The 25674-nt window shown below is 68.3% G+C and carries 18 protein-coding genes and 2 pseudogenes; 13 read left to right on the top strand and 7 right to left on the bottom strand.

Annotation, left to right across the window (positions count from 1 at the left end; genetic code table 11):
* Positions 1-92 precede the first annotated feature (92 nt).
* Entirely contained in the window at positions 93-758 is a 666-nt protein-coding gene (locus ACZ5ZX_RS23250; protein WP_465504091.1) for a helix-turn-helix domain-containing protein, read from the bottom strand.
* A 306-nt stretch (positions 759-1064) separates the two neighbouring features.
* Here ACZ5ZX_RS23250 and ACZ5ZX_RS23245 point away from each other — a divergent pair, with 306 nt between their 5' ends.
* From ACZ5ZX_RS23245 to ACZ5ZX_RS23235, 3 genes are all read left to right on the top strand, one after another.
* A complete protein-coding gene (locus ACZ5ZX_RS23245; RefSeq protein ID WP_465504090.1) occupies positions 1065-1331 on the top strand; it encodes a hypothetical protein in 267 nt (88 codons plus the stop codon).
* Positions 1332-1511: 180 nt separating this feature from the next.
* The gene (locus ACZ5ZX_RS23240; RefSeq protein WP_465504089.1) at positions 1512-2903 is read left to right on the top strand and encodes a protein kinase domain-containing protein; all 1392 of its coding nucleotides are present in this window, start codon (positions 1512-1514) and stop codon (positions 2901-2903) included.
* Between the two features lie 174 nt (positions 2904-3077).
* Positions 3078-4760, top strand: a complete 1683-nt coding sequence (locus ACZ5ZX_RS23235) for a hypothetical protein (protein WP_465504088.1) — start codon at positions 3078-3080, stop codon at positions 4758-4760.
* 156 nt (positions 4761-4916) lie between these two features.
* Here ACZ5ZX_RS23235 and ACZ5ZX_RS23230 read toward each other — a convergent pair whose 3' ends face one another.
* Complete coding sequence (locus ACZ5ZX_RS23230) at positions 4917-5375, bottom strand: tetratricopeptide repeat protein (RefSeq protein WP_465504087.1); 459 nt, start codon at positions 5373-5375, stop codon at positions 4917-4919.
* Positions 5376-5814: 439 nt separating this feature from the next.
* A complete protein-coding gene (locus ACZ5ZX_RS23225; RefSeq protein ID WP_465504192.1) occupies positions 5815-7026 on the bottom strand; it encodes an MFS transporter in 1212 nt (403 codons plus the stop codon).
* A gap of 349 nt (positions 7027-7375) precedes the next feature.
* Here ACZ5ZX_RS23225 and ACZ5ZX_RS23220 point away from each other — a divergent pair, with 349 nt between their 5' ends.
* The 4 genes from ACZ5ZX_RS23220 to narI are packed head-to-tail and all read left to right on the top strand — an operon-like array spanning position 7376 to position 14157.
* Positions 7376-11077, top strand: coding sequence for a nitrate reductase subunit alpha (locus ACZ5ZX_RS23220; RefSeq protein ID WP_465504086.1), 3702 nt, complete (start codon positions 7376-7378; stop codon positions 11075-11077).
* A gap of 1 nt (position 11078) precedes the next feature.
* The gene (gene narH, locus ACZ5ZX_RS23215) at positions 11079-12704 is read left to right on the top strand and encodes a nitrate reductase subunit beta (protein ID WP_465504085.1); all 1626 of its coding nucleotides are present in this window, start codon (positions 11079-11081) and stop codon (positions 12702-12704) included.
* Complete coding sequence (narJ, locus tag ACZ5ZX_RS23210) at positions 12701-13420, top strand: nitrate reductase molybdenum cofactor assembly chaperone (RefSeq protein WP_465504084.1); 720 nt, start codon at positions 12701-12703, stop codon at positions 13418-13420. Before narH ends, narJ begins: the two co-directional genes overlap by 4 nt.
* Positions 13417-14157: a respiratory nitrate reductase subunit gamma gene (gene narI / locus ACZ5ZX_RS23205; protein ID WP_465504083.1), complete on the top strand. Its 741-nt coding sequence runs from the start codon at positions 13417-13419 to the stop codon at positions 14155-14157. The genes narJ and narI overlap by 4 nt, the downstream gene beginning before the upstream one ends.
* 84 nt (positions 14158-14241) lie before the next feature.
* Here narI and ACZ5ZX_RS23200 read toward each other — a convergent pair whose 3' ends face one another.
* Both ACZ5ZX_RS23200 and ACZ5ZX_RS23195 read right to left on the bottom strand, forming a co-directional pair.
* Entirely contained in the window at positions 14242-14412 is a 171-nt protein-coding gene (locus ACZ5ZX_RS23200) for a hypothetical protein (RefSeq protein ID WP_465504082.1), read from the bottom strand.
* Positions 14413-15109: 697 nt separating this feature from the next.
* Positions 15110-16306 carry a globin domain-containing protein gene (locus tag ACZ5ZX_RS23195; RefSeq protein ID WP_465504081.1) on the bottom strand — a complete coding sequence of 399 codons (1197 nt, stop codon included), beginning with the start codon at positions 16304-16306 and terminating at the stop codon, positions 15110-15112.
* Positions 16307-16749: 443 nt separating this feature from the next.
* Here ACZ5ZX_RS23195 and ACZ5ZX_RS23190 point away from each other — a divergent pair, with 443 nt between their 5' ends.
* The 4 genes and pseudogenes from ACZ5ZX_RS23190 to ACZ5ZX_RS23175 all read left to right on the top strand — a co-directional run.
* Positions 16750-17769 carry an Acg family FMN-binding oxidoreductase gene (locus ACZ5ZX_RS23190; RefSeq protein ID WP_465504080.1) on the top strand — a complete coding sequence of 340 codons (1020 nt, stop codon included), beginning with the start codon at positions 16750-16752 and terminating at the stop codon, positions 17767-17769.
* A gap of 17 nt (positions 17770-17786) precedes the next feature.
* The gene (locus ACZ5ZX_RS23185) at positions 17787-18038 is read left to right on the top strand and encodes an SHOCT domain-containing protein (protein WP_465504079.1); all 252 of its coding nucleotides are present in this window, start codon (positions 17787-17789) and stop codon (positions 18036-18038) included.
* Between the two features lie 39 nt (positions 18039-18077).
* Positions 18078-18482 (top strand): annotated as a pseudogene (locus ACZ5ZX_RS23180) (wax ester/triacylglycerol synthase domain-containing protein); the annotation flags it as partial.
* Between the two features lie 10 nt (positions 18483-18492).
* A pseudogene (locus ACZ5ZX_RS23175) lies at positions 18493-19167 on the top strand (wax ester/triacylglycerol synthase domain-containing protein); the annotation flags it as partial.
* Between the two features lie 78 nt (positions 19168-19245).
* Here the strand turns inward: ACZ5ZX_RS23175 and ACZ5ZX_RS23170 are convergent.
* Both ACZ5ZX_RS23170 and ACZ5ZX_RS23165 read right to left on the bottom strand, forming a co-directional pair.
* Positions 19246-21786 (bottom strand): cation-translocating P-type ATPase, encoded by a 2541-nt coding sequence (locus tag ACZ5ZX_RS23170; protein ID WP_465504078.1) that lies wholly within the window; start codon positions 21784-21786, stop codon positions 19246-19248.
* Positions 21783-22685, bottom strand: a complete 903-nt coding sequence (locus ACZ5ZX_RS23165) for a universal stress protein (RefSeq protein ID WP_465504077.1) — start codon at positions 22683-22685, stop codon at positions 21783-21785. The genes ACZ5ZX_RS23170 and ACZ5ZX_RS23165 overlap by 4 nt, the downstream gene beginning before the upstream one ends.
* A gap of 973 nt (positions 22686-23658) precedes the next feature.
* Here ACZ5ZX_RS23165 and ACZ5ZX_RS23160 point away from each other — a divergent pair.
* A complete protein-coding gene (locus ACZ5ZX_RS23160) occupies positions 23659-23973 on the top strand; it encodes a hypothetical protein (RefSeq protein ID WP_465504076.1) in 315 nt (104 codons plus the stop codon).
* A complete protein-coding gene (locus tag ACZ5ZX_RS23155) occupies positions 23973-25667 on the top strand; it encodes an alpha/beta hydrolase (RefSeq protein ID WP_465504075.1) in 1695 nt (564 codons plus the stop codon). The genes ACZ5ZX_RS23160 and ACZ5ZX_RS23155 overlap by 1 nt, the downstream gene beginning before the upstream one ends.
* Positions 25668-25674 lie beyond the last annotated feature (7 nt).

Raw genomic sequence — 25674 nt, 5'->3', positions numbered from 1 at the left:
GACGACGCGCCGTTCACTCGGAGAAGGCTGACCAGTTGTGAAATCCACGTGAAGAGGTCGGTCCACTCAGCGGACTGGTGATTTCCCGGCCATCAGTGGGCGGATTCGGCCAACTCGTGACCGGCTTCCAGCGCGGCGGCGTCGACCAGTTGCCGCATCAGCTGGAGATCACTCGCCGGGGTGGTCAGCAAACCGATCGCGGCCACGGCCCGGCCTTCCGGGCACCGGATCGGCGCGGCCGCACCACGGGCGACCCCGCCGAGAAGGACCACGGCCACCGCGGCCGAAGACGGCAGCATCGTGCCCGGAGAGACGGCGGGCACTCTCGCGGAATGCCCCGAGACCGCCGCGACGACCACGACCTCGGACCCCGCCAATACGCAGACCACGACGTCGGCCCTGGTCAGTTTCGCCAGCCGGATCGCCGGTCTCCCCACCGCGGCGCGGATCCTCGCGTGCAGCCGCCCGCGCCCCTGGACCAGCCTGCCCGCCAGGGGGCCGACGACGTAACCGCGGAACAGCCGCTCGACCGCGCCGATCCCGCACATCTGCTCGAGCAGCCGATGGGCTGTCGATTTCGGCAGACCCGCCCGCTGAGCCGCCTCTGTGAGGCCGAGACCCGCGCCGGCGTCGGCCGCGGCGAGTACCTCCAGCAACGCGAACGCACCCTCGAGCACCGAGCGACCGGGCGCGCGCGTCATGCCCATCGGCATGCCTCCGCCGGTGCCGGCCACCCCGCTCAGATCATCCGTAAGCATCAGTGCCCTCCACCGCGGTCGCACTCACCGAACGGCTCTTCGTGCCTGGGTTGTTGTCGTCCGCTCCCGACCGGCCGTTACGGCGAACGGCCCTATCGACGGGCTTTCAGCGCTGGCAAGGCGTTGTCCGGGAATCCGGACAACGTGCCGGACAGGGCCGCTGACCAGGCAGTACAAATCCGGACAGTCCGGGACAGCGGGTTCGTATTGCCCAAGGATCCGGGCAGGCGAAAAGCTTCGGCCGACCCTCACGACGCTCGGTTTTCGAACGAGCGCGTTCGAGATTCACCACGGATCGGAGAAACCATGACGGGCAAGCGAGTGGCAGCCGGGCTGGTGGCGGCGGCGATCGGCCTGACCCTCGGCGCGGGCACGGCGAGCGCCGAAACCACCGCCGCGAACACCGGTAAGGCACCGGTCGTGGCGGCCGGGACTTGGCATTACTTCAACGAGTACCGGACCGCGGACGCCTGCCTCACCACCGGAGACCGGGGGTTGGGCGAGGGCCGCTGGCAGGCGTTCCGGTGCCCGAGGAAGTCGACCGGCACCTACCTGCTCTACGTCTGGTACTGACCGGGCGCACGGCAGCGGCGGGAACCACCTCCGGCCTCGGGGCGGTTCCCGCCATCGGTGGGACCGCGACATCGGCACAACCGGATGTCGTCCCGCCAGTCCCGACCAGAACGGAGGGAACCCACACGAGTGCCGCTCCCCCTAAGCTGCGCGACGAGTTCGGCGGCGGAAGGGCGCGGGATGACGAACGAAGTGCTCCAGGACCGGTACACCTTGGTCCGGGAACTCGGCCGCGGCGCGATGGGGGTCGTGTGGCTCGCCCACGACCAGGTCTTGGAGCGTCTGGTCGCGATCAAACAGCTCCACACGCTCGACGGTGGTCACGTCGCGTCCTTGCGCTTCATCCGGGAGGCACGACTCGCGGGCCAGCTCAGCCATCCCAACATCGTCACCGTCTACGACGTTTTCCATCACGACGGCGTCTCGCACGTGGTGATGGAACTGCTGGACGGCACCGATCTCGCCGAGCACGTCGAACAGGTCGGTCCGCTGCCCGGGCACCGCGTCGCCCAGATCGGGCTCGACCTGCTCTCGGCACTGACCGCCGCCCACGCCGCCGGGATCGTCCACCGAGACGTCAAGCCCGCGAACGTGGTGCTCACCTCGGACTCGGCGAAGCTGACCGATTTCGGCATCGCCCACTCGGCGGACGACACCCGGCTGACCGGCACCGGCCTGCTGATCGGCTCGCCCGCCTACATGGCACCCGAACGCCTCAACGGCGATGACGCCACGGCCGCGTCCGACCTGTGGGCGCTCGGCGCCACCCTGTTCTACGCGGCCGAAGGACGGCCGGCGTTCCAGCGAGCCAACCTCGAAGCCACCATGGCCGCCGTTCTCACCGAGAAACCCGTCCTCGGCCGCACCCGAGGACCTCTCGCCGATGTCATCACCGGCCTGCTCGCCCCCGCGAAGAACCGGCTGGACGCCGAGTCCGTCCGCCCCCTCCTCGAGCACGCTCGTGACGACCTCGCCGTGGAACGCCGACGTCGGGCACCCCTGCTCAGGATCGCCACGATCACCGCCATCGCGATAGTGGTCGTCGCGGTAGCGGTCTTGTGGCCCAGAGGCGACGACCAGCGGACCGCCGCACCTGACCCCACGACACCACCCGCATCGGCCACGAAGTCCTCGACGTCATCAACCGTCCAGGCCCCCTGTCCCATCGACCGGATCGAGATCTCCGGCTCGGCCGGTCAACGGCCCAGTATCACCATTCCTCGCGACTGCGCACCGCCCGCCTCGCTTGCCGTCAACGACATCACTACGGGTAAACGCGGCAAACCAGTGCCTGAACAGGATGACGACCAGCTCCAGCTCACCATCCGAACCGAAGCGCTGTCCTGGTCCGGGAAACTGGTCTGGTCCACCTGGAACCTACAGACCGCACCACAGGTCTTGCGGGGTCACCGCGCCGGTGACGGTCTCGCCGGAATGCGACCCGGTGGCCGGCGCACCATCGTCGTCCCACCCCACCACCCGTACTGGTCCACCCTGCACAACTCCCCGCCGGACACCTCGACCTGGCCCGGTGACGACACCGTCGTTTTGGTCGTCGACCTCATCAGCTGAACGGCAAGCGGTAGTCCGGCGAGAAAGAACTTCGAAGACAGCAGACCTTCGTGCGCCCACGATGATCACGCGCGCTCGCCTTGCTGCTCCGGCTACGGCGTTGGCGGTACGACTCGGTACCGCACTGGGTGGATGCGCCAGGCCGGGGCCCCCGGTCAAGGTGATCGTCAGGCCGTGGACGACACCGGCACGGCGAATCCGGAAGCGAGGATGCCCTTGACCACCAGAATCCTTTTCTCCGTCGGCGCCCCTGGCCGTCGACGATGGGCAGTGCTGACGTCGGCTCTCGTGCTGCTCTCGACCTCGGCGGTGTTGTCAGCGCAATCGGCGAACGCCGACCCGGCTTCGCCCGCCCAGGTGTCCGTGGACTTCGCCACGAACCAGGGGCCCCTCCGGCACAGCGAGCGGTACAACAACTTCACGTCGGCCACGAACTGGCAAAACCCGCGAACGACCGACGTGGCCTACTTGAACGACGTGGGTCTGCACGGCTCGGTGTACCGGGCGTGGGCCAAGGTGAACTGGTGCGGAGGGTCGGCCACGTCGTGCACGCTCTCTTCCGACCCCGCCTCTCCGACCGGCGATATCAACGGCTATCTCACCAACGCCGCCACCGTATCGGATTCGATCCTGCTGAACCTCGACGTCAGCCCGCTGATCGAACAGGGGATATCGCCGACGCAGGCCAAGCCGCTGCTCAAGCAGATCGTCAAGACGGTCAAGGCGAAGTACCCGAAGGTGACCTACCTCGAGGCGTTCAATGAGCCGGACGCACCGGACAAGCGCGGATTCATGAACCCGGCTCTCGTCTACCCCTACTACGTGGATTTCTACCAGATCACGAACGAGGTCAACGACGAGCTGAAGCCGTCGAACCGGCTGAGGGTCGGAGGACCGGCGTTCTTCGAGTTCGACCCGGTGTGGATCGGGAAGTTCCTCGACGACTACGCCGCGGACCCGGACCGGAAGAAGCGGCTCGACTTCTTCTCCTACCACGGTTACGTCGAATTCGGCGACATGGCGACCCTGCAGAACCCGCGGTTCTACAAGGACAACCCGCGGCTGGTGGAAGGCCAGCGCGCCGAACTCCAGGCCATGCTGGCCGCGCGCCATCTCGATCGCGGCGTGCCGGCCTTCATCACCGAGTCGGGTGTCTATCCGGGCCCGCTGTGTGACGACTGCACCGACATGGCACCCACGACCACCGCCACTCCGTGGTACACGACCGACTACGTCCGGCAGGCCGCGGGTCAGGCGTCAGTGCTGTACTGGTACGAGAACCAGCCCGGGACGTACGCGTTCAACTGGGTCACCCGGCATTCCGGCAACGAGCGCAAGGATCAGTTCGTCACGCGGGGTCCCGGGTGCACCAGCGTCACCGGCGCGGGCGGCACCGGCACCACGACGACGTGCCCCGACGGGCCGGCCACCAACGCCTTCACACCCTACGGCAACTCGCTGCTGATGCAGTCGAAGATGAAAAAGAACAGGGTGTCTGCCACGTCGGACAGCCTGGACGCCAAGGGCATCGGTGTCTACGCGCTCGCAGCCAAGGACGCCGGCGGCGCGTCGGTAATGGTGTGGAACTACCAGGGCACCGGCACAAAAGCCTTCCACACCACTATCGACATGGCGAACCTGCCGCCGGACCTCGGTGACGGATGTCCCGTCCGCGTGCAGGTCTACCGGGTCGACCAGAACACCAGCAACTACTACTCGGCACCGGACAACACCGATCTTGCCAAAGCCGCGCTGCAGCAGGTCGACGAACGGACTGTGATCCCCGGCGAGGGCTACACCTACCGGGCGGACCTGCAGCCCAACGCGATCTACCTGATCCTGCTCTCGCGAGCGTAGCCGCGAACGAGGAGGCGCAGTGGGCCACCGCGCCGCGCCGCTCGCGGGTGTGCGGCACGGTGGCCCACGATCCACTCTCAGCGGTGCCCGGTTGGCCGCGGAAGGGGAACCGCCGAGCCCGCTAATGAAGGGTTCGTCCGTGTCCGGTTCGGCGGCTCAGCGACGGTTCAGATCGTCCAAGAGTTCCCCAGCAGCAAGGTCGCCCCAGACCAGCCCGCGTTCGAGAACGGCACGAGCCTCGTCGACACGTCCTTGGCTGAGAAGGAATTCGCCCAAGGCGGAGCTCCAACCCTCTTCATCGTGATTGAACGCTTCCCAAAATTCTTCTTCGGCGGCTTTGAGATCCGCGCGGTGGTGCCAGAGGAATCGTGCGTACCGCTGATGAATCCGCGGCGATTCCAGGTCGATTGACTGCTGGAACAGGCTTTCGGCCTCACCCATGCGCCCGAGACGGGCATAGACAGCGGCAAGAGCCGCATAGACGCCCGGAGCTCGTGGACCCAGGTACTTTTCCCCGACTTCGACCGCGGCCGCGAGATCATCGAGATCTTCCGAATACAGGACGACGAGATTTCCGGGAGCGAGTGCGTCACCGAGCTCGGCGGACCGCTCCAAGACTTCCCGGGCCTCGCCGAATCGTTCCTCGTCTTGAAGAAAAACAGCGTAGTCGTTGAGCGCTTCGACATCGCCTTTCGCGATAGCCGTCCGGATTTGATGGCACGCTTGAGCACCTTGATGGATTCCCGCGACCGGCCGGTACCCAGCAGGGCGTAGGCAAGCTCCCTGGGAGCGTCGGGTTCTCCCGCGGCAACCGCTTCGCGAAGTGTCCGCACAGCCTCGTCGTGCCGGTCTTCGTGCCGCAGCTCCACGCCGCGGCGCGTCAACTCGTGGTCGCTCATGGTGGTCACCAAGCTCATTCTCACAGGTACGACGTGCTCCAGGGAGCCTAGCCCCATGCGCTGTCCAGTGCCGACGACCGGACTCGAGGGGTGGCCATCAACCGTCCACAATGGCCTCTACGACTCTGCTGGTCGCCACCGTGACCGGAGTGGGACTACGGGCCGGTGATCGCACGACGGACAACGGTCGTGGTGAAGGCCAACGCGGCGGCGGCGACGGCGGCCAGTGCGGCCAGGCCCAACGCGTAGGAGCCCAATGCGCCATACAGGGCGCCCATCACCAGCGGCGGCACGAATCCGCCCAGACCGCCCGCGGCGCCGACGATCCCGGTGACCGAGCCGACTTTGTTCCCCGGTGCCAGAAGCGCGACGAGTGCGAACACCGCGCCGCTGCCGGCGCCGAGTGCGGCGGCCATGGACAGGAAGGTGACCGTGCCGACCGGCATCAAGGGCGGGGTGAACGCCGTGACCGCGGCCGCGGCGGTGACCACTGCGAAGACTCCGGCCAGCACCCGCACCGGACCGAAACGGTCGGACAGCCACCCGCCCGCGGGGCGCATCAGCACGGCCAGGAGCACGAAGCCCGCCATCCGGTTCGCCGCGTCGGCCTGAGTCAGCCCGTAGGCCGCCTTCAAGTAGGCGGGAAGGTAGACGGAAAACGCGACGTAACCGCCGAAGGCGACCGCGTACAAGGCCGAAGCCTGCCACGTGATGGGCAGACGAGCCGTGTCGGCCAAGCGGCGGATGGCGGGTTCGGTCGGCACCGTCCGGCCCGGCGCGTCCCGCAGCAAGAGGAACGCGATGACGGCGTAGAGAGCCAGTACCACAGCGGTGAGCACGAACGGCGTCGCCGCTCCGCCCGCGTCCACGAGCTGCACGGTGGTCAAGGCGCTGATCGCCGTGCCACCCATGCCCGCCCCGAACACGCCGATCGCCAGGCCGCGCCGCTGTGGCGGGAACCAGGCGTTGACGAACGGCACCCCCACGGCGAACGCGGTGCCGCCGATGCCGAGGAAGAAGCCACCGATCAGCAGGGCCGCCAGCGAGGAATTCCCAGCCAGGCCAAGGAAAAGCACCGGCACGATCGTCGCGGCGGAGATCAGCGGGAACATCACGCGCCCGCCGTACCGATCGGTCAACGCACCCACGGGAACGCGCCCGACCGAGCCGACCACGACCGGTACGGCGACCAGCAGCGCCAGCTGGAACGCGCTCAGCCCGAGGTCCTCTTTGAACAGTGGGCCGAGTGGGCTCAGCAAGGCCCACGCCCAGAAGTTCACCGCGAAGCCCACGGTCGCGATCGCCAGCATGAGCGTCCGCCGTCCGGGCGACGGCGGTCCGCCGTCTTTCTCGTCCTTGTTGCCCATGGCCGGATGCGGTCCCGGCGTTGTCACGTGCGTCGTCATGTCGCCTCGGACGTTCTCGTCGTAAGTAGTGGACAGCTCAAGGATGCGAACCGGACCGGCGGATCGACAGAGATCGACGGTCCCGTCCTCGCGGGCCGAACGTCCCTTCCGGCGGAATCGCCGTCCGGCTTTCCTTGATCCGCCCGGCCTGCCCGCCGCCGGACGGCCCGGGAGGACGGGACCGAAGGTCCCTCGGTGCGGGACGTTCGCCTGGTGATCGGCGGGCGGCTTTCGCCGAACATAGGTCATGCCTTACCGGCCACCCGCCATCTCTCCCGGTGTCCGGATCACCCGAAGGAGCCGCGTTCCCGTGTCTTCCCATCCTGCCCCTGCGAACGACCGAATTCCCGGCCACGGGGCGCTCCTCGGTGCCCGTCGTTTCCTGACCAAGGAGACGGTCGGTGACCACGGACGGACTCTGCACCAGATCGATTCCGGCGCCTGGGAATCGATCTACCGCGACCGCTGGAGTTACGACCGGGTCGTGCGTTCGACCCACGGCGTCAACTGCACCGGTTCGTGCTCGTGGAACGTGTTCGTCAAGGACGATCTGATCACCTGGGAGCATCAGGCGACCGACTACCCGACCACGGGCCCGGACAGCCCCGACTACGAACCCCGGGGTTGTCCGCGCGGCGCGTCGTTTTCCTGGTACGAGTATTCGCCTTCCCGTGTCCGGCATCCCTACGTGCGAGGGTCGCTGATCACGATGTTCCGGGCCGGACTGCGGCGATTCGGCGATCCGGTCGATGCTTGGGCCGACATCGTCGAGGACCCGCGCAAGGCGTCCGTCTACAAAGGACAGCGCGGTCGCGGTGGTTTCGTGCGCGCTTCGTGGGACGAGGTGACCACCATGGTCGCCGCCGCACACGTGTACACCACCAAGACCTACGGACCCGACCGCGTGGTCGGATTCTCGCCGATCCCGGCGATGTCCATGGCCTCCTTCGCGGCGGGCACCCGTTACCACGCGTTGCTGGGCGGCACGCTGCTGTCGTTCTACGACTGGTACGCCGACCTGCCGATCGCCTCGCCCCAGGTGTGGGGCGACCAGACCGACGTCCCCGAGGCCGCCGACTGGTGGAATTCCACCTACCTGGTCATGTGGGGCTCCAACATCCCGGTCACCCGCACCCCGGACGCCCACTTCCTCGCCGAGGCCCGCTACCGCGGCACCAAGGTCGTCGCGGTCAGCCCCGACTACGCCGACAACGTGAAGTTCGCCGACGACTGGCTCGCCCCGCGGCCGGGTACCGACGGGGCCCTGGCGATGGCCATGGGCCACGTGATGCTCACCGAGTTCTTCCGCGACCGCCAGGTCCCCTACTTCGCCGACTACGTACGGTCCTACACCGACCTGCCCTTCCTGGTGACGCTTCGCGAACGGGAACCGGGCGTCTATGTCGCCGACCGCTTCCTCACCGCCGCCGACCTCGGCGACGAAGACCCGGGCGCACAGCACAAGACCGTTCTGCTCGACGACGCGTCCGGCGCCCCGGTGGTGCCGGGCGGATCGCTGGGATTCCGCTACGGCCCCGAGGGCGAAGGCCGGTGGAACCTCGACCTCGGCGACGTCGTGCCCGCGCTCGGCGTGCTCGATCACGCGACCGGACAGGTCCCCGTGGACCTCGCCCGGTTCGACGTCGGCGAGACCGAGGGCGGTACCACCATGCGCCGCGGTGTCCCGGTCACGCGCGTGGGCGACCACCTCGTCACCGGCGTCTTCGACCTCGTCATGGCCCAGTACGGCGTCCGTCGCGGCGACCTGCCCGGCGACTGGCCCACCGGGTACGACGACGCCGGCGCCCCGCACACGCCCGCCTGGCAGGAGCGGATCACCGGCGTTCCCGCCGCGATGGCGACCAAGATCGGGCGCGAATTCGCCCGCAACGCCGAGCGCAGCCGTGGCCGGTCCCTGATCGCGCTGGGCGCGGGCACGAACCAGTGGTTCCACTCGGACATGACCTATCGCGCGTTCATCGCGCTGGTCACCCTCACCGGTTGCCAGGGCGTCAACGGCGGCGGCTGGGCGCACTACGTCGGCCAGGAGAAGGCGCGGCCGATCACCGGGCAGCAGCACCTGAGCTTCGCTTTCGACTGGCAGCGCCCGACGCGGCATCAGGCGAGCACCCCGTTCTGGTACCTGCACACCGACCAGTGGCGCTACGAGAAGGTGCCCGCCGATGAGTTGGCTTCCCCGCTGGGACAGGGACGGTTCGCGGGCATGGCCTTCGCCGACACCGTCGCGGCCGCCCAGCGCATGGGCTGGTCGCCCGGCCACCCGGCGTTCGACCGCAACCCGCTCGACCTCACCGACGAGGCCGCGGCCGCGGGCGTGAGCACGAGCGAGCACATCGTCGCCGAACTCCGCGCCGGACGGCTCAAGGCCGTCGCCGACGACCCCGACGACCCCGCGAACTTCCCCCGCTGCCTGACCTTGTGGCGGGCGAACCTGCTCGGCTCCTCCGGCAAGGGCAACGAGTTCTTCATGAAGCACCTGCTCGGCGCGGATTCCTTGGCATCTGCCGACGAGTGCGGTTCCGGTGAACGGCCCCGCGACGTGGCGTGGCGGGACGAAGCGCCCACCGGCAAGCTCGACCTGCTCACCGCGATCGACTTCCGGATGACCAACACCGGCCTGCACTCCGACGTCGTCCTGCCCGCCGCCACCTGGTACGAGAAGCACGACATCTCGACCACCGACATGCACCCGTTCGTGCACGCGTTCTCCCCCGCCGTCGCCCCGCCGGGTGAGGTGCACACCGACTACGACGCCTTCCTCTCCATCGCCGACAAGGTCAGTGAGCTGGCGGTCACCCACCTCGGTACCCGCCGCGACGTGCTCGCCGCGCCGCTGCAGCACGACACCCCGGACGAGCTCGCCACGCCGTCCGGCCGGGTCCGGGACTGGAAACGCGGCGAATGCGAGCCGGTGCCGGGTGTGACGATGCCGAAGCTGGTCGAGATCGAGCGCGACTACACCCTCATCGGCGCGAAGATGCGGGCCGTCGGCCCGTTGCTGGACAAGCTCGGCACCACGACCAAGGGCATCACCGTCGACGTCACCACCGAGCTGGAGTACCTGCGCCGCCAGAACGGTGTCGTACCCGACGGCCCGTTCGCCGGTCGCCCGTCACTGTCCACAGCGGACCGGATGTGCGAGGCGATCCTCGCGCTGTCCGGCACGACCAACGGCCGGGTGGCGCATGAAGGCTTCCAGCAACTGGAAAAGCGGACCGGGCATCAGTTCACCGACCTGATCGAGGGCCACGAAACCGATCACGTCACCTACGCCTCCACTCAGGAGGCGCCGCAGCCGGTGTTCACCAGTCCGGAGTGGTCCGGTTCGGAGAAGGGCGGGCGCCGGTACTCGCCGTTCACCATCAATGTCGAGCGGCGCAAGCCGTGGCACACCCTCACCGGCAGGCAGCATTTCTTCGTCGAGCACGACTGGGTCGCCGAACTGGGCGAGCATCTGCCCGGCTACCGGCCGCCGTTGAACATGGCCCGGCACTTCGGCAAGCCCGGCGAACTCGCCGACGGCGGGGTCACCGTCCGGTTCCTCACCCCGCACGCGAAATGGTCGATCCACTCGATGTACCACGACAACGAACTCATGCTCGCGCTCTCTCGCGGTGGACCGGTGATCTGGATGAGTGTCGAGGACGCCGCCAAGATCGGCGTCGCCGACAACGACTGGGTCGAGGCCGTCAACCGCAACGGCGTGATCGTGGCCCGCGCGGTCGTCAGCCACCGGATGCCCGAGGGCACGGTGTTCCAGTACCACTCGCCCGAACGCACCGTGAACGTCCCGAAGACCGAGAAAGCCGGCAAAGGCAAGGGAAAACGCGGCGGCTACCACAACTCGATGACCCGGCTGCTCATCAAGCCGACCCATCTCGCGGGCGGCCACGCCCAGCTGACCTACGCCTTCAACTACTACGGCCCCATCGGCAGCCAGCGCGACGAGATCACCGTGATCCGCCGCCGCGGCCAGGAAGTGGAGTACTGACATGCGCATCCGCGCCCAGGTCGCGATGGTGATGAACCTCGACAAATGCATCGGCTGTCACACCTGTTCCGTGACCTGCAAACAGACCTGGACCAACCGCGAAGGCACCGAATACGTCTGGTTCAACAACGTCGAGACGAAACCCGGTATCGGCTACCCCAAGCACTACGAAGACCAGGACCGCTGGAACGGCGGCTGGAAGCTCGACAAGAAGGGGCGGCTGGTCCTGCGCTCCGGCGGCCGCGCGAAGCGGCTTTCGCGCATCTTCGCCAACCCCGACCTTCCGGCACTCGACGACTACTACGAGCCCGCGACCTTCGACAAGGACGTCCTCGTCAACGCTCCCGCCGGACTCACCGACACCCCGGTCAAGCAGCCGCGCTCAGCCCTCACCGGGGAACCGATGAGCCTCGAATGGGGCGCGAACTGGGAGGACAGCCTCGGTGGCGCGCACGAGCGCGCCGGTACCGACCCCAACATCACCGCGATGGCCCCGGACGCGGCGGCACGGGTGAAGTTCGAATTCGAGAAGACCTTCATGTTCCACCTGCCGCGGATCTGCGAGCACTGTCTCAACCCCGCCTGCGTCTCGGCCTGCCCGTCGGGCGCGATGTACAAACGCGAGGAGGACGGCATCGTCCTGGTCGACCAGGACCGCTGCCGCGGCTGGCGGATGTGCGTGAGCGCCTGTCCCTACAAGAAGGTCTACGTCAACCACGCCACCGGCAAGGCCGAGAAGTGCACCTTCTGTTTCCCGCGCATCGAAGCCGGTCAGCCCACCATTTGTTCGGAGACCTGTGTCGGCAGGCTCCGCTATCTGGGCCTGGTCTTCTACGACGAGGACGCGGTGCTCGCCGCCGCTTCGGTCGAAGACGAGCAGGAACTGCTGGCCGCGCAACGAGCGGTGTTCCTGGACCCGCGCGATCCCGAGACGGTGCGTCTGGCGACCGAGGCGGGCCTGCCCGAGGAGTGGGTGCTCGCCGCGCAGGCCTCGCCGGTGTGGAAGCTGATCAGCGAGTACCGGATCGCGCTGCCACTGCACCCGGAATACCGCACCCTGCCGATGGTCTGGTACGTCCCGCCGCTCTCCCCCGTGCTGGACGCCGTCAACGCCGCGGGGCGTGACGACACCGACGCCGACGACGTCTTCCACACCATCCGTGAGCTGCGGATCCCCGTGGAATACCTCGCCGAACTGTTCACCGCGGGTGACGCCGACGCGGTGGCCGGGGTGCTGATGAAGCTCGCCGCGATGCGGTCCTACATGCGCGCCCGCACCCTCGACGGCACCGTCGCCGAGGAACTCTGCGAGGCCGTCGGCATGTCCGGCGAGGAGATGGAGGCGATGTACCGGCTGCTCGCGATCGCCAAATACGACGAGCGCTACGTCATCCCCGCCGCCTACGCCAAGGACGCCGCCGCGCTCGAAGCACAGGCGGTGTCCACTTCGGACTGTTCGCTGGACTGCGACGGCGGTCCCGGGATGACCGAACCGGCCGCGACCGCGGAGCGGTTCCATCTCGTGACCGAAGACCGGCAAGTCCGTCCGGGCCGCCGGAGCCTGTTCGCCCGCCGCGGCGACGGCAGGCTCGGCCTGACCATCGATCCCGCCGGAGGCCGCTCATGACCGCGCCCGGACGGTCCTTTGTGGAGGGTTCCGACCGAACCCGGCTGTTCGAACTCGCCTCGGTGCTGCTCACCTACCCCGACACCGCACTGATCGGGGCGGGAAAGGAACTGTCCGCCGCCGTCAGCGAGATCACCCACGACGAGGTACGGGAACAGCTCACCGCGTTCCTCGACTGGTTCCTTGCCGCCGACGTGCTGGAGGTCGAGACCCACTACGTGCGCACGTTCGACCTGCGCCGCCGCTCGGGGCTGTACCTGACCTACTACCTGCACGGCGACACCCGCAAACGCGGCATCGCCCTGCTCACCCTCAAACAGCGCTACCGCGCCCACGGCCTGCGCCTGACCCCCGGCGAGCTGCCCGATCTGCTTCCAGTGGTCCTCGAGTTCGCCGCGATCGCCGGCCGGGGCGACGGCGAGGCGCCGCTGCGCCAGCACCGCCGGGGCCTGGAGCTCCTGCGCTCCACTTTGGACGAAAGCGGATCGCGCTACCGGCACCTGCTCGAAGCGGTCGTCACCGCGTTGCCGCCCCTGACCGAGGCCGACCGCGACACGATCCGGGCGCTCGCCGGAGACGGCCCGCCCGTGGAATCGGTCGGGCTGGCGCCCTACGGAACCGATGTCGACGCCGTCGGCTTCGGTCCCGATCTCAGCACCGAGGCGTGTGCCCACGCACACCCCTTCACCAGTCGTTCGATGGAGAGTGTCCCGTGAGCACGTTCGTCTGGATCGTCATCCCCTACGCCTGTCTGGCGGTGTTCGTGCTCGGCCACGTGTGGCGGTGGCGGCATGACCAGTTCGGCTGGACCACCCACACCAGCCAACTGCTCGAGAGCCGCATCCTGCGCTGGGGTTCGCCGCTGTTCCACCTCGGAGCGTTCGGCGTCATCGCCGGTCACGCCATGGGCCTCCTGATGCCCGCTTCGGTGACGGCGACGATCGGGATCTCCGAGCACGTCTACCACGCCACCGCCGTCTGGGGCGGCACCGTCACCGGCGTCATGCTCGTGGCGGGCCTCGCCTTGCTGATCGCCCGCCGCTTCGTCAACCGCCGCGTCCGCCGGGTCACCACCACGATGGACAAGGTGCTCTACGCCGCGCTGGCCGCGATGGTGGTACTCGGGATGACCGCCACGATCGGGACCAACCTCCTCGGCGAGGGCTACGACTACCGCGAGACGATCGCCATCTGGTTCCGCGGCGTCTTCTGGTTCTCTCCAGAGCCTCAGCTGATGAGCGGGGCGCCGCTGGTGTACCAGCTGCACGCGGTCGGCGGGTTCCTGTTCCTCGCGCTGTGGCCTTTCACGCGGCTGGTCCACGTCTGGTCGGCACCGCTGGCCTATCTGTGGCGCCCCTATGTCGTCTACCGCGCCCGCCGGGGAAAGCCCGCCACTCCTGCCCCGGCACCGGCCACCGTGCGGAACCGGACCCTGCACGACACCCGGCACTGAGAAGGACGGACCGTGCCTGTCTCCGCTCCGCCCGACCTCATCGGCAAGACCGTCGGCGACATACTGGTGCGACAGCCCAAAACGTCACCCGTGGACATCTCTGTCGATCAGGCCCGGGTCTGCTTCGCCGACGACCACGTCCACATGCTCCTGCTCACCGAGGCCGGACGCCTCATCGGTACCCTCATCCGAACCGACCTGCCCGCGGACCTGGACGGCGCCGACCTCGCGCTGCCCACGCCGACTCCTCCTCACGCGCGGACAGCGGCGTCTCGCCGTGGTCGGCCACGACGGGTCCATCGTGGGCCTGCTCTGCCTCAAACGCCGTCTGACCGGGGTTCTGCAGCGACGCCGACGTCTCCGCACGCTCCGCCTTACCCTCTTATTTGATGGGTAAGGCAAATATGGCGCGGTCAGCGCCCGCTGCCCGTGTCGCGAAAGGGGCTTTCGCGACAGGCGCGAACACCGCAGCCCCAGCGTCGAAGCGTGATGTCCTGAAGGTCCCCTTTGAGACCTTCAACGTCTCAAAGGGGAACCCGCATTTGTGTACCTACGCCTGACCTGGACGAGGGTGGTTCCGCGCGCATCGTCGCCCGGCCTCACCTCTTGATCAACGGAAGATTCGGGACACTCAACGTCCCTGATCTTCCGTTGATCAAGCTCGTGGTCGAGCACGACCGGTGGACCGGCGACCGAGCGGGGAAGATTCCGGACGCTCAACGTCCGGAATCTTCCCCACCCGGACCACCCCGGCAACCCGCACAAGCTCCACACCAGTAGGTAGACAAATACGAGTTCTCCAAGGGGACCTTCAGGACACGTCACACCCTCGCCACCGTCGCCCAAGCCATCTGCACCCAGCTCCGCCGCACCTGACAAAGAACTACTAGGTACATGAAGGCCCCCCTTGCTTGCGCTAGGCGCAAGCAAGGGGGCCTTCATGTACGACGGGTCAGTCTCGGTCAAGCATTCCAGGGCCGAAGACCTCGTAACGGATCCGCTCGGTGGCCAGGCCGCGACGGACCAGCCCGGCACGGATCCCGTGCATGAACGGCAAGGGGCCGCAGAGATACGCGGTGGTGCCCGGAGGCAGCGGTAGCGCGTCGACGTCCATGAGACCGGGCCTCGAGCTGTCGTCGTGGTCGTTCTCGTACCAGTACAACTCTTCGACCTCTCCCAAACCCGTTGCGGTCTGGGCACATTCGCGGCGGAGCGCGTGGTGGGCGGGTGAACGATCGGCGTGGGCGAGGATGATCCGCCGGGTCGGCTGGGTACGGGCGAGGTGATCCAGCATGGCGGCCATCGGGGTGATCCCGATACCGGCGCTGACCAGGAGCACCGGGCCGTCACCGGTGTCGAGGGTCGTCTCGCCCGCGGGCGGCCCGAGCAGCAAGATGTCGTCTTCGGTCACGTGATCGTGCAGGTGATTGGACACCGCGCCGTCCGGGGCGCCGTCGCGGCCGCGAACCCGGCGGACGGTGATCCGCAGCGAGCCCCGCCCGGGGCCCTGCGACAGGGAGTACTGGCGAGGCTGGCGACGGCCGCCGGGCAGGTCGACAGCGACCGAAACGTACTGGCCCGGCAGGAAGTCCGGGACGGCCGCGCCGTCATCGGGCACCAGGGTGAACGACACCACGTCGACGGCCTCATCGAGACGTTTGGCCACCCGCCAGCGTCGCCAGAGGTCTGCGGGATCGAGGTCGCCACGTTCGTAGAGGCGGGCTTCGGCCGCGATCAGCCGGCAGGCGAGCAACCAGTAGACCTCGTGCCACGCCGCGAAGACTTCAGGGGTGACCGCGGCGCCGAGGACCGTGCCGACGGCGGTGAGCAAATAGTGACCGACGACCGGGTACTGCTCGGCCCGGATGCCCAGCGACACGTGCTTGTGCGCGATTCGCTCGGCGACACGGTCGAATGGCGCGGCATCGCGACCGGGCTCGGCCAGCAGATGTTCGGCGAAGCCCGCGACGGCTGAGGCCAGCGCGAGCTTCTGACGGCCGTCGGCCTGGTTGCCCTGGTTGAACAGGTCGAGCAGGTCCGGATGCGCGGCGAACATCGACGAGTAGAACTCACCGGTGATTTCCACGGCGTGCGCGCGCACGACGGGCAAGGTGGCGCGAACCACCGCGGCGGATGCTGGGGACAGCAAGGAATTCTCCTTCTTCGGGGAGCAGGACCACGGCCTCGCAAAGTCGCCGGTGCGGTCTCTTTCCCCGATCCTGCCGGGAACGGGATGCGCTACCAAGGGATCTTCGGCGTACTCGGCTGGGGACCTTGGTCCCGGCGGAACTCGGCTGATGGCACTGGAGCCGGAACCGAGGAACAGCAAGGGGTGGCGTACTCGAACCGGCGCCTCGTGCGAGGTCGCTTGCGGGACTCAGGCTCGATCCGGTACGGCGCCTCGACGCGGACAGCGGAGCTCATGGGACGCCTCCTTGCGGGAAGCGGACCCTTTCGACGATCCCGCGCGCCCGCACGGGAGAACAGAAACGAACGGCCCGGCGAACCGGGCCCTCTGGCCCTCCACGACCCGGAGCGTCCGGAGAACCATGAAACGCGGCCCCTTCACCCTTGAGCAGAGGCAGGTTTCCGATGGACCACGGCCTTCCCGACGACTACACGGTCGAAACCGCGGTGGCCCTGGCCGACCGCGCCCCTTCGGTGCACAACTCCCAGCCCTGGCAATGGCGCGTCGGAGATCGCACCGTCCACTTGTACGCGGACCGGGCCCGGCAGCTGACCGGGACCGATCCCGACGGCCGTGACCTGATGCTCAGCTGTGGCGCGGCGTTGCACCACCTCCGGGTCGGCTTCGCGGCCTTGGGCTGGCGGGCCGAGGTGCACCGGTTGCCCAACCCGGCGGAGCCGGACCACCTGGCTTCCATCGAACTGCACCGGCACGAGCCCACCCAAGAGGACATCACGCTCGCCGCCGCCATCCCCCGGCGCCGGACCGACCGGCGCAGGCACAGCTCCTGGACCGTGCCAGCCGGGCACCTCGAGACCCTGGCCCGGCGCGCGGCCGACGAAGGAGCCATTCTGCGTCCGGCCCTCGACGCCGCCCGCTACCACCTCGCCCGCGCCGTCTCCGAAGCCGCCGGGATCCACGCGGCGGACCCGGCGTACCGCACCGAACTCGCCGCCTGGAGCGGTAGGAACACCGCTCCCGACGGCGTCCCGTCGGCGAACGTACCCGCACAGGACGACACCCCCGGCGCCCTGCCCGCGCGTGCGTTCGCCGATCCCCGGCTCGACCAGCCCGAAGGCTCGACCGGCGAAGCGGACGAGACTGTGCTCCTCGTGTTGAGCACGGCTTCGGACGACGCCATGTCACGACTCCGCGCCGGCGAGGCCACCAGCGCGGTCCTGCTCGCCGCGACCAGCCTCGGCCTGGCCACCTCGCCACTCACCGAACCGCTGGAAATCGCGGACACCCGGACGAAAGTGCGTGAACTGGTCACCGGCGGAACCTTCCCGCAGATGGTGCTGCGGACCGGCTGGGCGCCCGTCAACGCCGACCCGCTTCCCGCGCCCCCGCGCCGGAACCTCGACGAGGTGCTCGCACCGCTCGGGACACCGGTGACCCGCGAAGTGCACTACCAGAGCCACTGAATCGAACGGAGAAGACCATGCCTTACTGGCACCACTCCGAAGGTGGCTGGATCGGCATGCTGCTCATGCTGATCACCGTGGTCATCCTGATCGGCGGGCTCATCACCGTCGCGGTGATCCTGGTGCGCCACACCACCAAGACCTCGTCCGGACACGACGACGCGATCAAGATCCTGAACGAACGCTTCGCCCGCGGTGAGATCGACAAGGACGAATTCGAAGCACGGCGTGCCGCCCTCCGGTCCGATTCTGCCCGCGGGCCCGCCTGAACCCTCACCCCGGCGCTTGCCGGTGACGCTGCTCTTGTGATGGGCCGAGAGGTCGCCCTGCTGCTCCGTGCGGCCGAAGACCGGGCCGTCGGTGTCCTGCGCGAGCACCGGGAGGCACTGATGGACCATCTCAGCCCGCTCGACGCGGCGTTCCTGGAGCTGGAAGACGGGGATCCCAAAGCCTCGCTGTCCATCGCGTCGGTGGCGGTGATCGAGGGCCCGCCGCCATCGCACGCGGACTTCGTCGGATCGATCACCGCCCGGCTGCCGCTGATTCCCCGATACCGGCAGAAGATCCATCGGGTGCCGCTCGATCTGGGTTCGCCGGTCTGGGTCGACGACGACCGGTTCGACGCGGCCCGGCACTTCCACCGGATCGCCGTTCCCTCCCCTGGCGGGGAGAAGGAGCTGTGCGAACTGGTCGCCCTGCTGATGGGGGAACGCCTCGACCGGGATCATCCGCTGTGGGAATTCTGGGTCATGGAGGGACTTTCCGGCGGTCGCCGCGGCCGCCGAACCAGTCCCCGACCTCGGCACCGCGGACCTGCTCAAGGACGCCGCACGCAGACTTCTGCTGACTCCCGCCGAACTGCTTCGCTCCATGGCAGGACTGGTTCTCTCACCTTCACGGGCGGTGCGCGGCATCGCGGACGCCGTCACGGGCCTGACGGCGTTCGCCTCCGCGCTCGTCCCCGCGGTGAGGTCGTCGCTCTCCGGCCCCATCGGCCCGGACCGGCGCTACGAGGTCGCGCACACCTCCCTCGACGACGTCCACGCTGTCTGCCGTGCCTTCGAAGTCACGATCAACGACGTGGCACTCGCGGCCGTCACGGACGCGATACGTGCTCTCGTGTCGGTCTCCGTCCGCGGGAACCACGACACCGTCGACAACGAAGTCTCGCTGATGCTGCCCTTGCTCCCCGTCGACGTCCCCGATCCCGCCGGACGGCTGCTCGCCGTTCATCGGCGTTCGGCCGCGTTGAAGGCGAGCAAGGAAGCGGAAGCCGGCGCCGGTTTGGCCGGCGTCGCGGCCTCCGCGCCGTTCGCCCCGGTCGCCTTGCGGCTACGGATCGGCGTGGCCGTTTTCTCCTATCGCGACAAGCTCAATTTCGGAATCACCCTGGACTTCGCGAGTGCGCCGGATGCCGGTTTCCTTGCCAAGGCCATCGAGAACGAGCTCTCGGCCTTGGCGAGGATCGCACGTCGGTCACGTCCGGGCACGGACGGCCTTGTGGACGGTGTCGGCGAGCAGGACGACCGGAACGGTGGCGAAGACCAGCACCCAGCCGAGCGGGCTCGGCACGGTACCGCCGAGAAGGCCGGGCAACGGCGGCATCAAGACGAACGCGGCCAGCATCGCGAGTTCGAAGACGATCGCGAACCACAGCAGCGGATTTCCCCGCAAGCCGATCCTGCCGATCCAGCGTGACTCGCTCCGGCAGGCGAAGGCGTTCGCGAGCTGGCCGAAGACGATCGCGGCGAAGGCCGTTCCGGACGCCGTCGCGAGTAGCGCGGCGTCCGGAGTCTCGCCGAACCACCAGCCACCGCCGAGCAGCACGACCAGGAACGCCGCCATGGACGCGAGTGCCTCGGCGGGGCCGAGCACTCCGAAGGCGCGGCGCACCAGCCTGCCGTCGATCAAGGAACCGCCCTTGGCGGGTCCCTCCATCGTGCGCCGGTTGGGCGGTTCCGCGCCGAGCGCGACCGCCGGGAGGAGATCGGTGCCGATGTCGAGCGCCAGCACCTGCAGAACCGTGATGGCCAACGGGATCTGCCCGCCCGCGAGCGCCCATACGACGAACGGCGTGAGTTCGGCGACGTTGTCGGTCAGGTGATAGGTGAGGAAGCGCCGGATGTTCACGAACGTCGCGCGCCCGAGTTCCACGGCGGCCACGATGGTGCCGAAATGATCGTCGAGGAGAACGAGGTCGGCCGCCTCCCTGGCGACGTCGCTGCCCGAAGCGCCCATGGCGACACCGATGTCGGCCGTGCGCAGGGCCGGGCCGTCGTTGACGCCGTCGCCGGTCATCGCCACGACGTGTCCTCGTGCCTGGAGGACCTTCGCGATCCGGAGTTTCTCCTCCGGGGCGACCCTGGCGATCACCACGCCGTCGACGTCGAGCAGCTTGCCGAGTTCATCGTCGGCGGCGGGCAAATCCTTGCCTTCCAGCACAAGGCGGTCCGGCCCGAGCAGCCCGACTTCAGCGGCGATGGCCGCGGCCGTTCCCGGATGGTCGCCGGTCACCATCGCCAGCCGGATCCCGGCGCGACGGCAGGACGCGATCGCGGCGCCGACGTCGGCCCGGGGCGGGTCCTCCAGCCCGACGAGGCCGAGCAGCGTCAGCCCGCCCTGCTCCTCCTGTGTGGACGATTCGGCGTGATGCGCCACCGCGAGCACCCGCAGACCCGCCCGGCTGAACGCGGCGATGGCTTCGTCCGCACCGGAAACCTCTCCGCACAGCGGCAGAACGGTGTCCGGCGCGCCTGAGACGTGGAGGCCGTCGTCGTCCGTGACGGACGAACGGCGCCGACGCGGATCGAACGGCCGCCGCCCGGCAGGCGGCGCGGCGGCGGTGACTCCGGCTCGTGCGGCGAGGACGTGCAGCGCCACCTCCATCGGATCGCCCACCGGCCGCCACCCGTTCGCCTCTTCGACGGCGTGCGCGTCCGGAGAGCATCGCGCCGCGGAGTCCGCGAGGGTCGCCGCCGCCCGCACCGCCGCCGCAGTGCCGGTCAGCTCGCCGGTGGGACGGTAGCCCTCGCCGGTGACCTCGACCGTTCCGGCGGGCGTCCACACCCGGACGACGGACATCTCGTTACGGGTCAGCGTGCCGGTCTTGTCGGTGCAGATAAAGGTGGTCGCGCCCAGCGTCTCCACGGATTCGAGCCTGCGCACTAGGGCGTGGCGGCCCGCCATCTTCTGCGCCGCCCGCGCCAGCGACAGCGTCACGGTCGGCAGCAGCCCTTCCGGGACAAGTGCGACCGTCACGCCGATCGCGAGCAAGAAGCTTTCCGTTCCCGCCCGTCCGAGGCCGAGGGCGGCGGCGAAGAACACGCAGCCGACCGCGACCGCGATCAGCGCCACCAGCCGGACCACGCGGTGCAACTGCGTGGCCAGCGGACTCCTCGGCCGCACCGCGCTCGCGGTCACCGCGGAGATCCCGGCCAGGCGGGAACCGGCTCCCGTGGCGGTCACGATCGCGACGCCGTGTCCTTCGGTGACATAGGTACCGGCGAAGACGGATCCGCCCACCTCCGGCCGCACGGGTCGGCTCTCACCGGTCAGCATCGACTCGTCCACCGACAGCGACCCGGATTCGGCGAGTTCCCCGTCGGCGCACACCCGGTCCCCCGCTTCGAGCAGGACCACGTCGCCCACGACCAGGTCCGCCGCGTCCACGACGATCGCACGCCCGTCCCGGCGTACCGTCGCGCGCACCGGCAGCAGATCCCGCAGCCGTTCCGCGGCCCGGTCCGCGCGGTACTCCTGAGCGAACGAGAAGACACCGTTGAGCACCACGACCACGGCGATCGCGATCGACAGCGCCGGCATACCCGCGAGCAAGGCCAGGCCCGCCGCCGCCCACAGCATCAGCGCGAAGAAGTGGACCATCTGCCCGGCCAGCGTCAGCAACGGATTCCGCTGTTTCGTCGCGGGCAGGATATTCGGCCCGTCCCGGCGAAGCGCGGCCGCCGCTTCGGCCGCCGTGAGACCCGCCCGTTCCCGGACCACGCCCGGACCGGTCACCGGTCCCCTGCCTCGCGGGCCACGATCACCGGGCACAGCGCGTAGGACATCACCGCTTGACTGGTCGAACCGAGCAGCATTCCGGCGATCCCGCCGCGTCCGCGGCTGCCCACGACCAGCAACTGCGCCCGGTCCGCGCGCTTGAGCAGTTCGTCCGCCGGGCGGCCCCGCACGACCTCACGGTGAACACGCACGTCGGGATACTTCTCCTGCCAGCCCGCGAGGCGTTCGGCGAGAACCTCGTTCGCGCCTTCCTCGATCTCGGACCGCTCCAGGCTCCAGTGCGTCTCCTCGAACACCGCCGAAAGGAACACGTCGTCCCAGCAATGCAGGGCGACCAGTCCGGTCCGCCGCCAGGACGCTTCTTCGAAAGCGAGCCCGAGGGCCGCTTCGCTGGTCCTTGTCCCGTCGACGCCCACGACGACCGGTCCGTCGTGCGGTGCTTCGGCTTCCGCGACGTGCGGGCGGATCAACGCGACAGGGCACGCCGCGCGCGCCGCCAGCGCGATGGACACCGATCCGACCAGCACCCGGCCCAAGGGACGCAGCCCTTCGGTCCCCAGCACGAGCAGGTCCGCGTTCTCGGCCGCGTCTTTCAGCGCCTGCACCGGGCGCTCGTGCCGCAGATCGAGCGAGACGTGGACATCCGGAGCGACCTCCCTGACGACATCACGGGCTTCCCGCAGGAGCCGATGTCCGCGCATCCTGATCATGCCCGCGAGATCTTCCCGGGTCGGCATCGGCCTCGGATGACTCAGTGACTCGTCGTCGATCGCGTGCACCAGCGTGAGCTCGGCGTGGCGGCGTCGCGCCTGATCCGCCGCCCAGCGGACGGCCCTGCTCGCGGACTCCGAGCCGTCCACACCGACGACGACCCTGTGGCCCGAATTCTCCGGCATAACGGTTCACCCCATCCTGATTTCGGCAACTGCCTTGGACATTAGGAACTGAACCGCGAGGAAGGCAGCGGCGTTCGTAATCAGGAGACGGGACCTTCGACCTACCAGTCCACTGTGGAGGGTGGGACGGCGGGCGCATCATGGGGTACGTGAGACCGTCCGTGATCAGCCGTAACGTCGATCGAAATCGAGCCCGGTCAGATACGCCAGTAGTCGCGGTGTCGCCTTCGGCGTCGATCCAGGTGAGCGCTATCGCGGCTTCTTCCTGGAAGCGGCGCGAGACATGAACGAAGTATTTCTTGACCTTGTGCTTGACGAGGCGGAACGCAGAAAAATTGTTACACCGAAGCAGAGTGCGGCTATTCGCGAGGTTGACATCCAGGCCCCTGAGGCACTGGGTCATAGCGCGAACCGCAGATAGCTGTGACGCGGGCGTTGAACAGGGCCTATGTCAGCGGAGATGGCCGCGAGACAGTGGTCGGATAATTTCGGCGGTCGATAGGTTGCCTGGTATGCGAGGTAGCGATCTTCCTTTTCATTGGATTCGATCTAGTGTTTCAGGGTCGGGTCTGACGACAAAGGAGCTTGGGTGTGGCGGGTCGAACGACCGAGGAGGATTCTCGCGACCAGCAGTCGGCCAGAGCGGCCGAAGCTCGTGACTCCGCGGCACGGGCCCCCGGGAGGCGGCCGCGATCTTGGGGAAGGCGATTGCGGACGGGAGTGCCCCGGCGAATGTCCGGGAGTTGGTCGACCGGCTCGCTCAGACCACCGCGCGCACTTCCGTGGGCGAGCAACCTTCGGATTCCGGCGATCGAGCAGCTGGCGCTCAGGATTGAGTAGTCCTACCTACCTGGGCGTGGGTAGATCGACTCGAAACATTGTTTTCGCTGTTCACTGGTGTTCTGACGGGTTGAGTGGGTACGCGTCGCTGTCGTAGGGTGACAACTGGTTACCGACGACCGGGGAGGCGTTTGTGACGGGTTTTCAGGTGGTGGTCGACAGGATTCGCGGCACGAGTCAGGCTGCCGGGCGGGTCGTCGACGGGTTACGCAGTGCTGGCTGTCCGGCCGCGGTACCGGCGGGTGATCTCGGTATGCCGGGGTCGAGGGCGGCGTTGGCGATGGCTCGGGTCAAGCACGTGTTGGTGTCTCGGCAGGCGAGCTTCGAATCCCGGCTCGGTACCCACGCCGGGAACATGGCGAAGGCCGCGGACTTGTATTCGGGCCAGGAAGCGGCCGCGGCGGCGGACATCACGGTGCCCGCGCCTGGGCCGGTGAAGGCCAGCTGATGGTCACTTGGGGTGAGGCGAAGCGCTGGAATCCTGCCGTGTTGCAGGAGGCTGTCGAGGCGATCAACGCCGCCTACAACAAGCTGGTGGCATGTTCGGATGATCTGCGCGACATCAACACGCCTGAGGGATGGCATGGTGACGCGGCCGGCGCGGCGGCGACTGAGGTGAATCAGATCATCGATGGCCTGGAGGAGTACGCCGCGGACATCGCGGCGCTGCGCCGAGCGGCCGGGGATACCGGGGACGCGATCACCGGTGTGCAGAACGGGGTGCGGGAAGCCGAGACGATCGCCTTGGGCAACCATTTCACCATCACGGCCGATGGCGCGGTCGTCGACAACGGCGCGCCGGACGTGCCGCCTGAGCAGGCGCAGCTGGTCGCTGAGGAACGCGCCCGGCTCGCCGAGGAGTTGAAGGACCGGGTCGAGCAGGTCTTGCGGCAAGCCACCGACATTGACGACGACTTGTGCGCGGTGTTGGGGCGAATCGAAGCCGGGAACGTCATCGACGCCACGGGGAACGACAACCAGAACACCAGCCTGGCTGCGGCCGGCAACTCGGGAGCAGTCAACGGCGCCTTGTCGGTTTTGGCTCCACCGCCGGTGAGCGCGGATCCGTCGACGAACGCCGCGTGGTGGGCTGCGCTGTCCGAATCGCAGCGCAAGCAGCTGATCGCGCAGCACCCCGATTGGGTCGGTAACCGGGACGGGGTGAAAGCCTCCGACCGCAGCCGCGCGAACCTGAACCTGCTCGAGCAGCAGAAACGCGGCTTCGCCGCGGAGTTGGAGCGGCTGCGCCGGGAGGATGGCGATTCGGATGAGATTACGCGCCTCGAGGAACGGGTGAAGGCGATCGACTCCATCACCGGGATGATGCACAACCCGGACGGCAGCCTGAACCCGAACCGGCAGCTGATGTCGCTGGATCTGACCGGCGACCATCCGAAGGCTGCGATCGCCAACGGCAATCTCGACACCGCCGAGCATGTCGCCGTGTTCACCCCGGGCATGAACTCCACTGTCGACGGGAACATGCGCGGCTACGTTGATGACATGGATGGTGTCGCGCGCAGTGCTGAGCGGATGCTCGCCACCCAGGGCGGCGGGTCGGTGGCCACGGTCACCTGGATCGGCTACGAACCGTCCACCTTCGATGATCCAGCGTCGTTGATGGGGTTGGCGACCGCAGAGAACGTGGACGTGGGCGGGGACAAACTCGCGAAGTTCGATCAGGGCATCAACGCCTCGCGCCCGACAGATCCGCATCTGACCGCGTTGGGGCATTCGCAAGGGTCGATCGTGACCGGGATCAGCCTCACCCACGCGGGTACTGGGGTGGATGATGCGGTGGTGTTCGGCAGCCCTGGTGTGGCGAACAATTTCGGAACCGACAACACCGCCCACGATCTGAAGGTGCCTGAGGGACACGCCTACAACATCAAGGCCGAGGGCGACGCGGTCGCCCAGTATGTGCCGGAGACGTGGCGGTATGGCCGGGCGCCGTATGCGATGGAGGGGATGAATCAGCTGTCGGCTGATGCCGCGGTGGGCACCGACGGAGCCCCGTTGGCCGCGTCGCATGGGCACAGCGAGTACACCAAGACGATGCCCGGTGGAGCTGATTCGACCAGCAAGCACAACATCGCCGCTGTCGTTGCGGGTATGCCGCAGCTGGCTGTCGCCGCACGCTAGGAAGACG

Source organism: Amycolatopsis sp. NPDC033938, from assembly GCF_055575975.1.
This window is presented reverse-complemented; position numbering and strand designations above follow the sequence as displayed.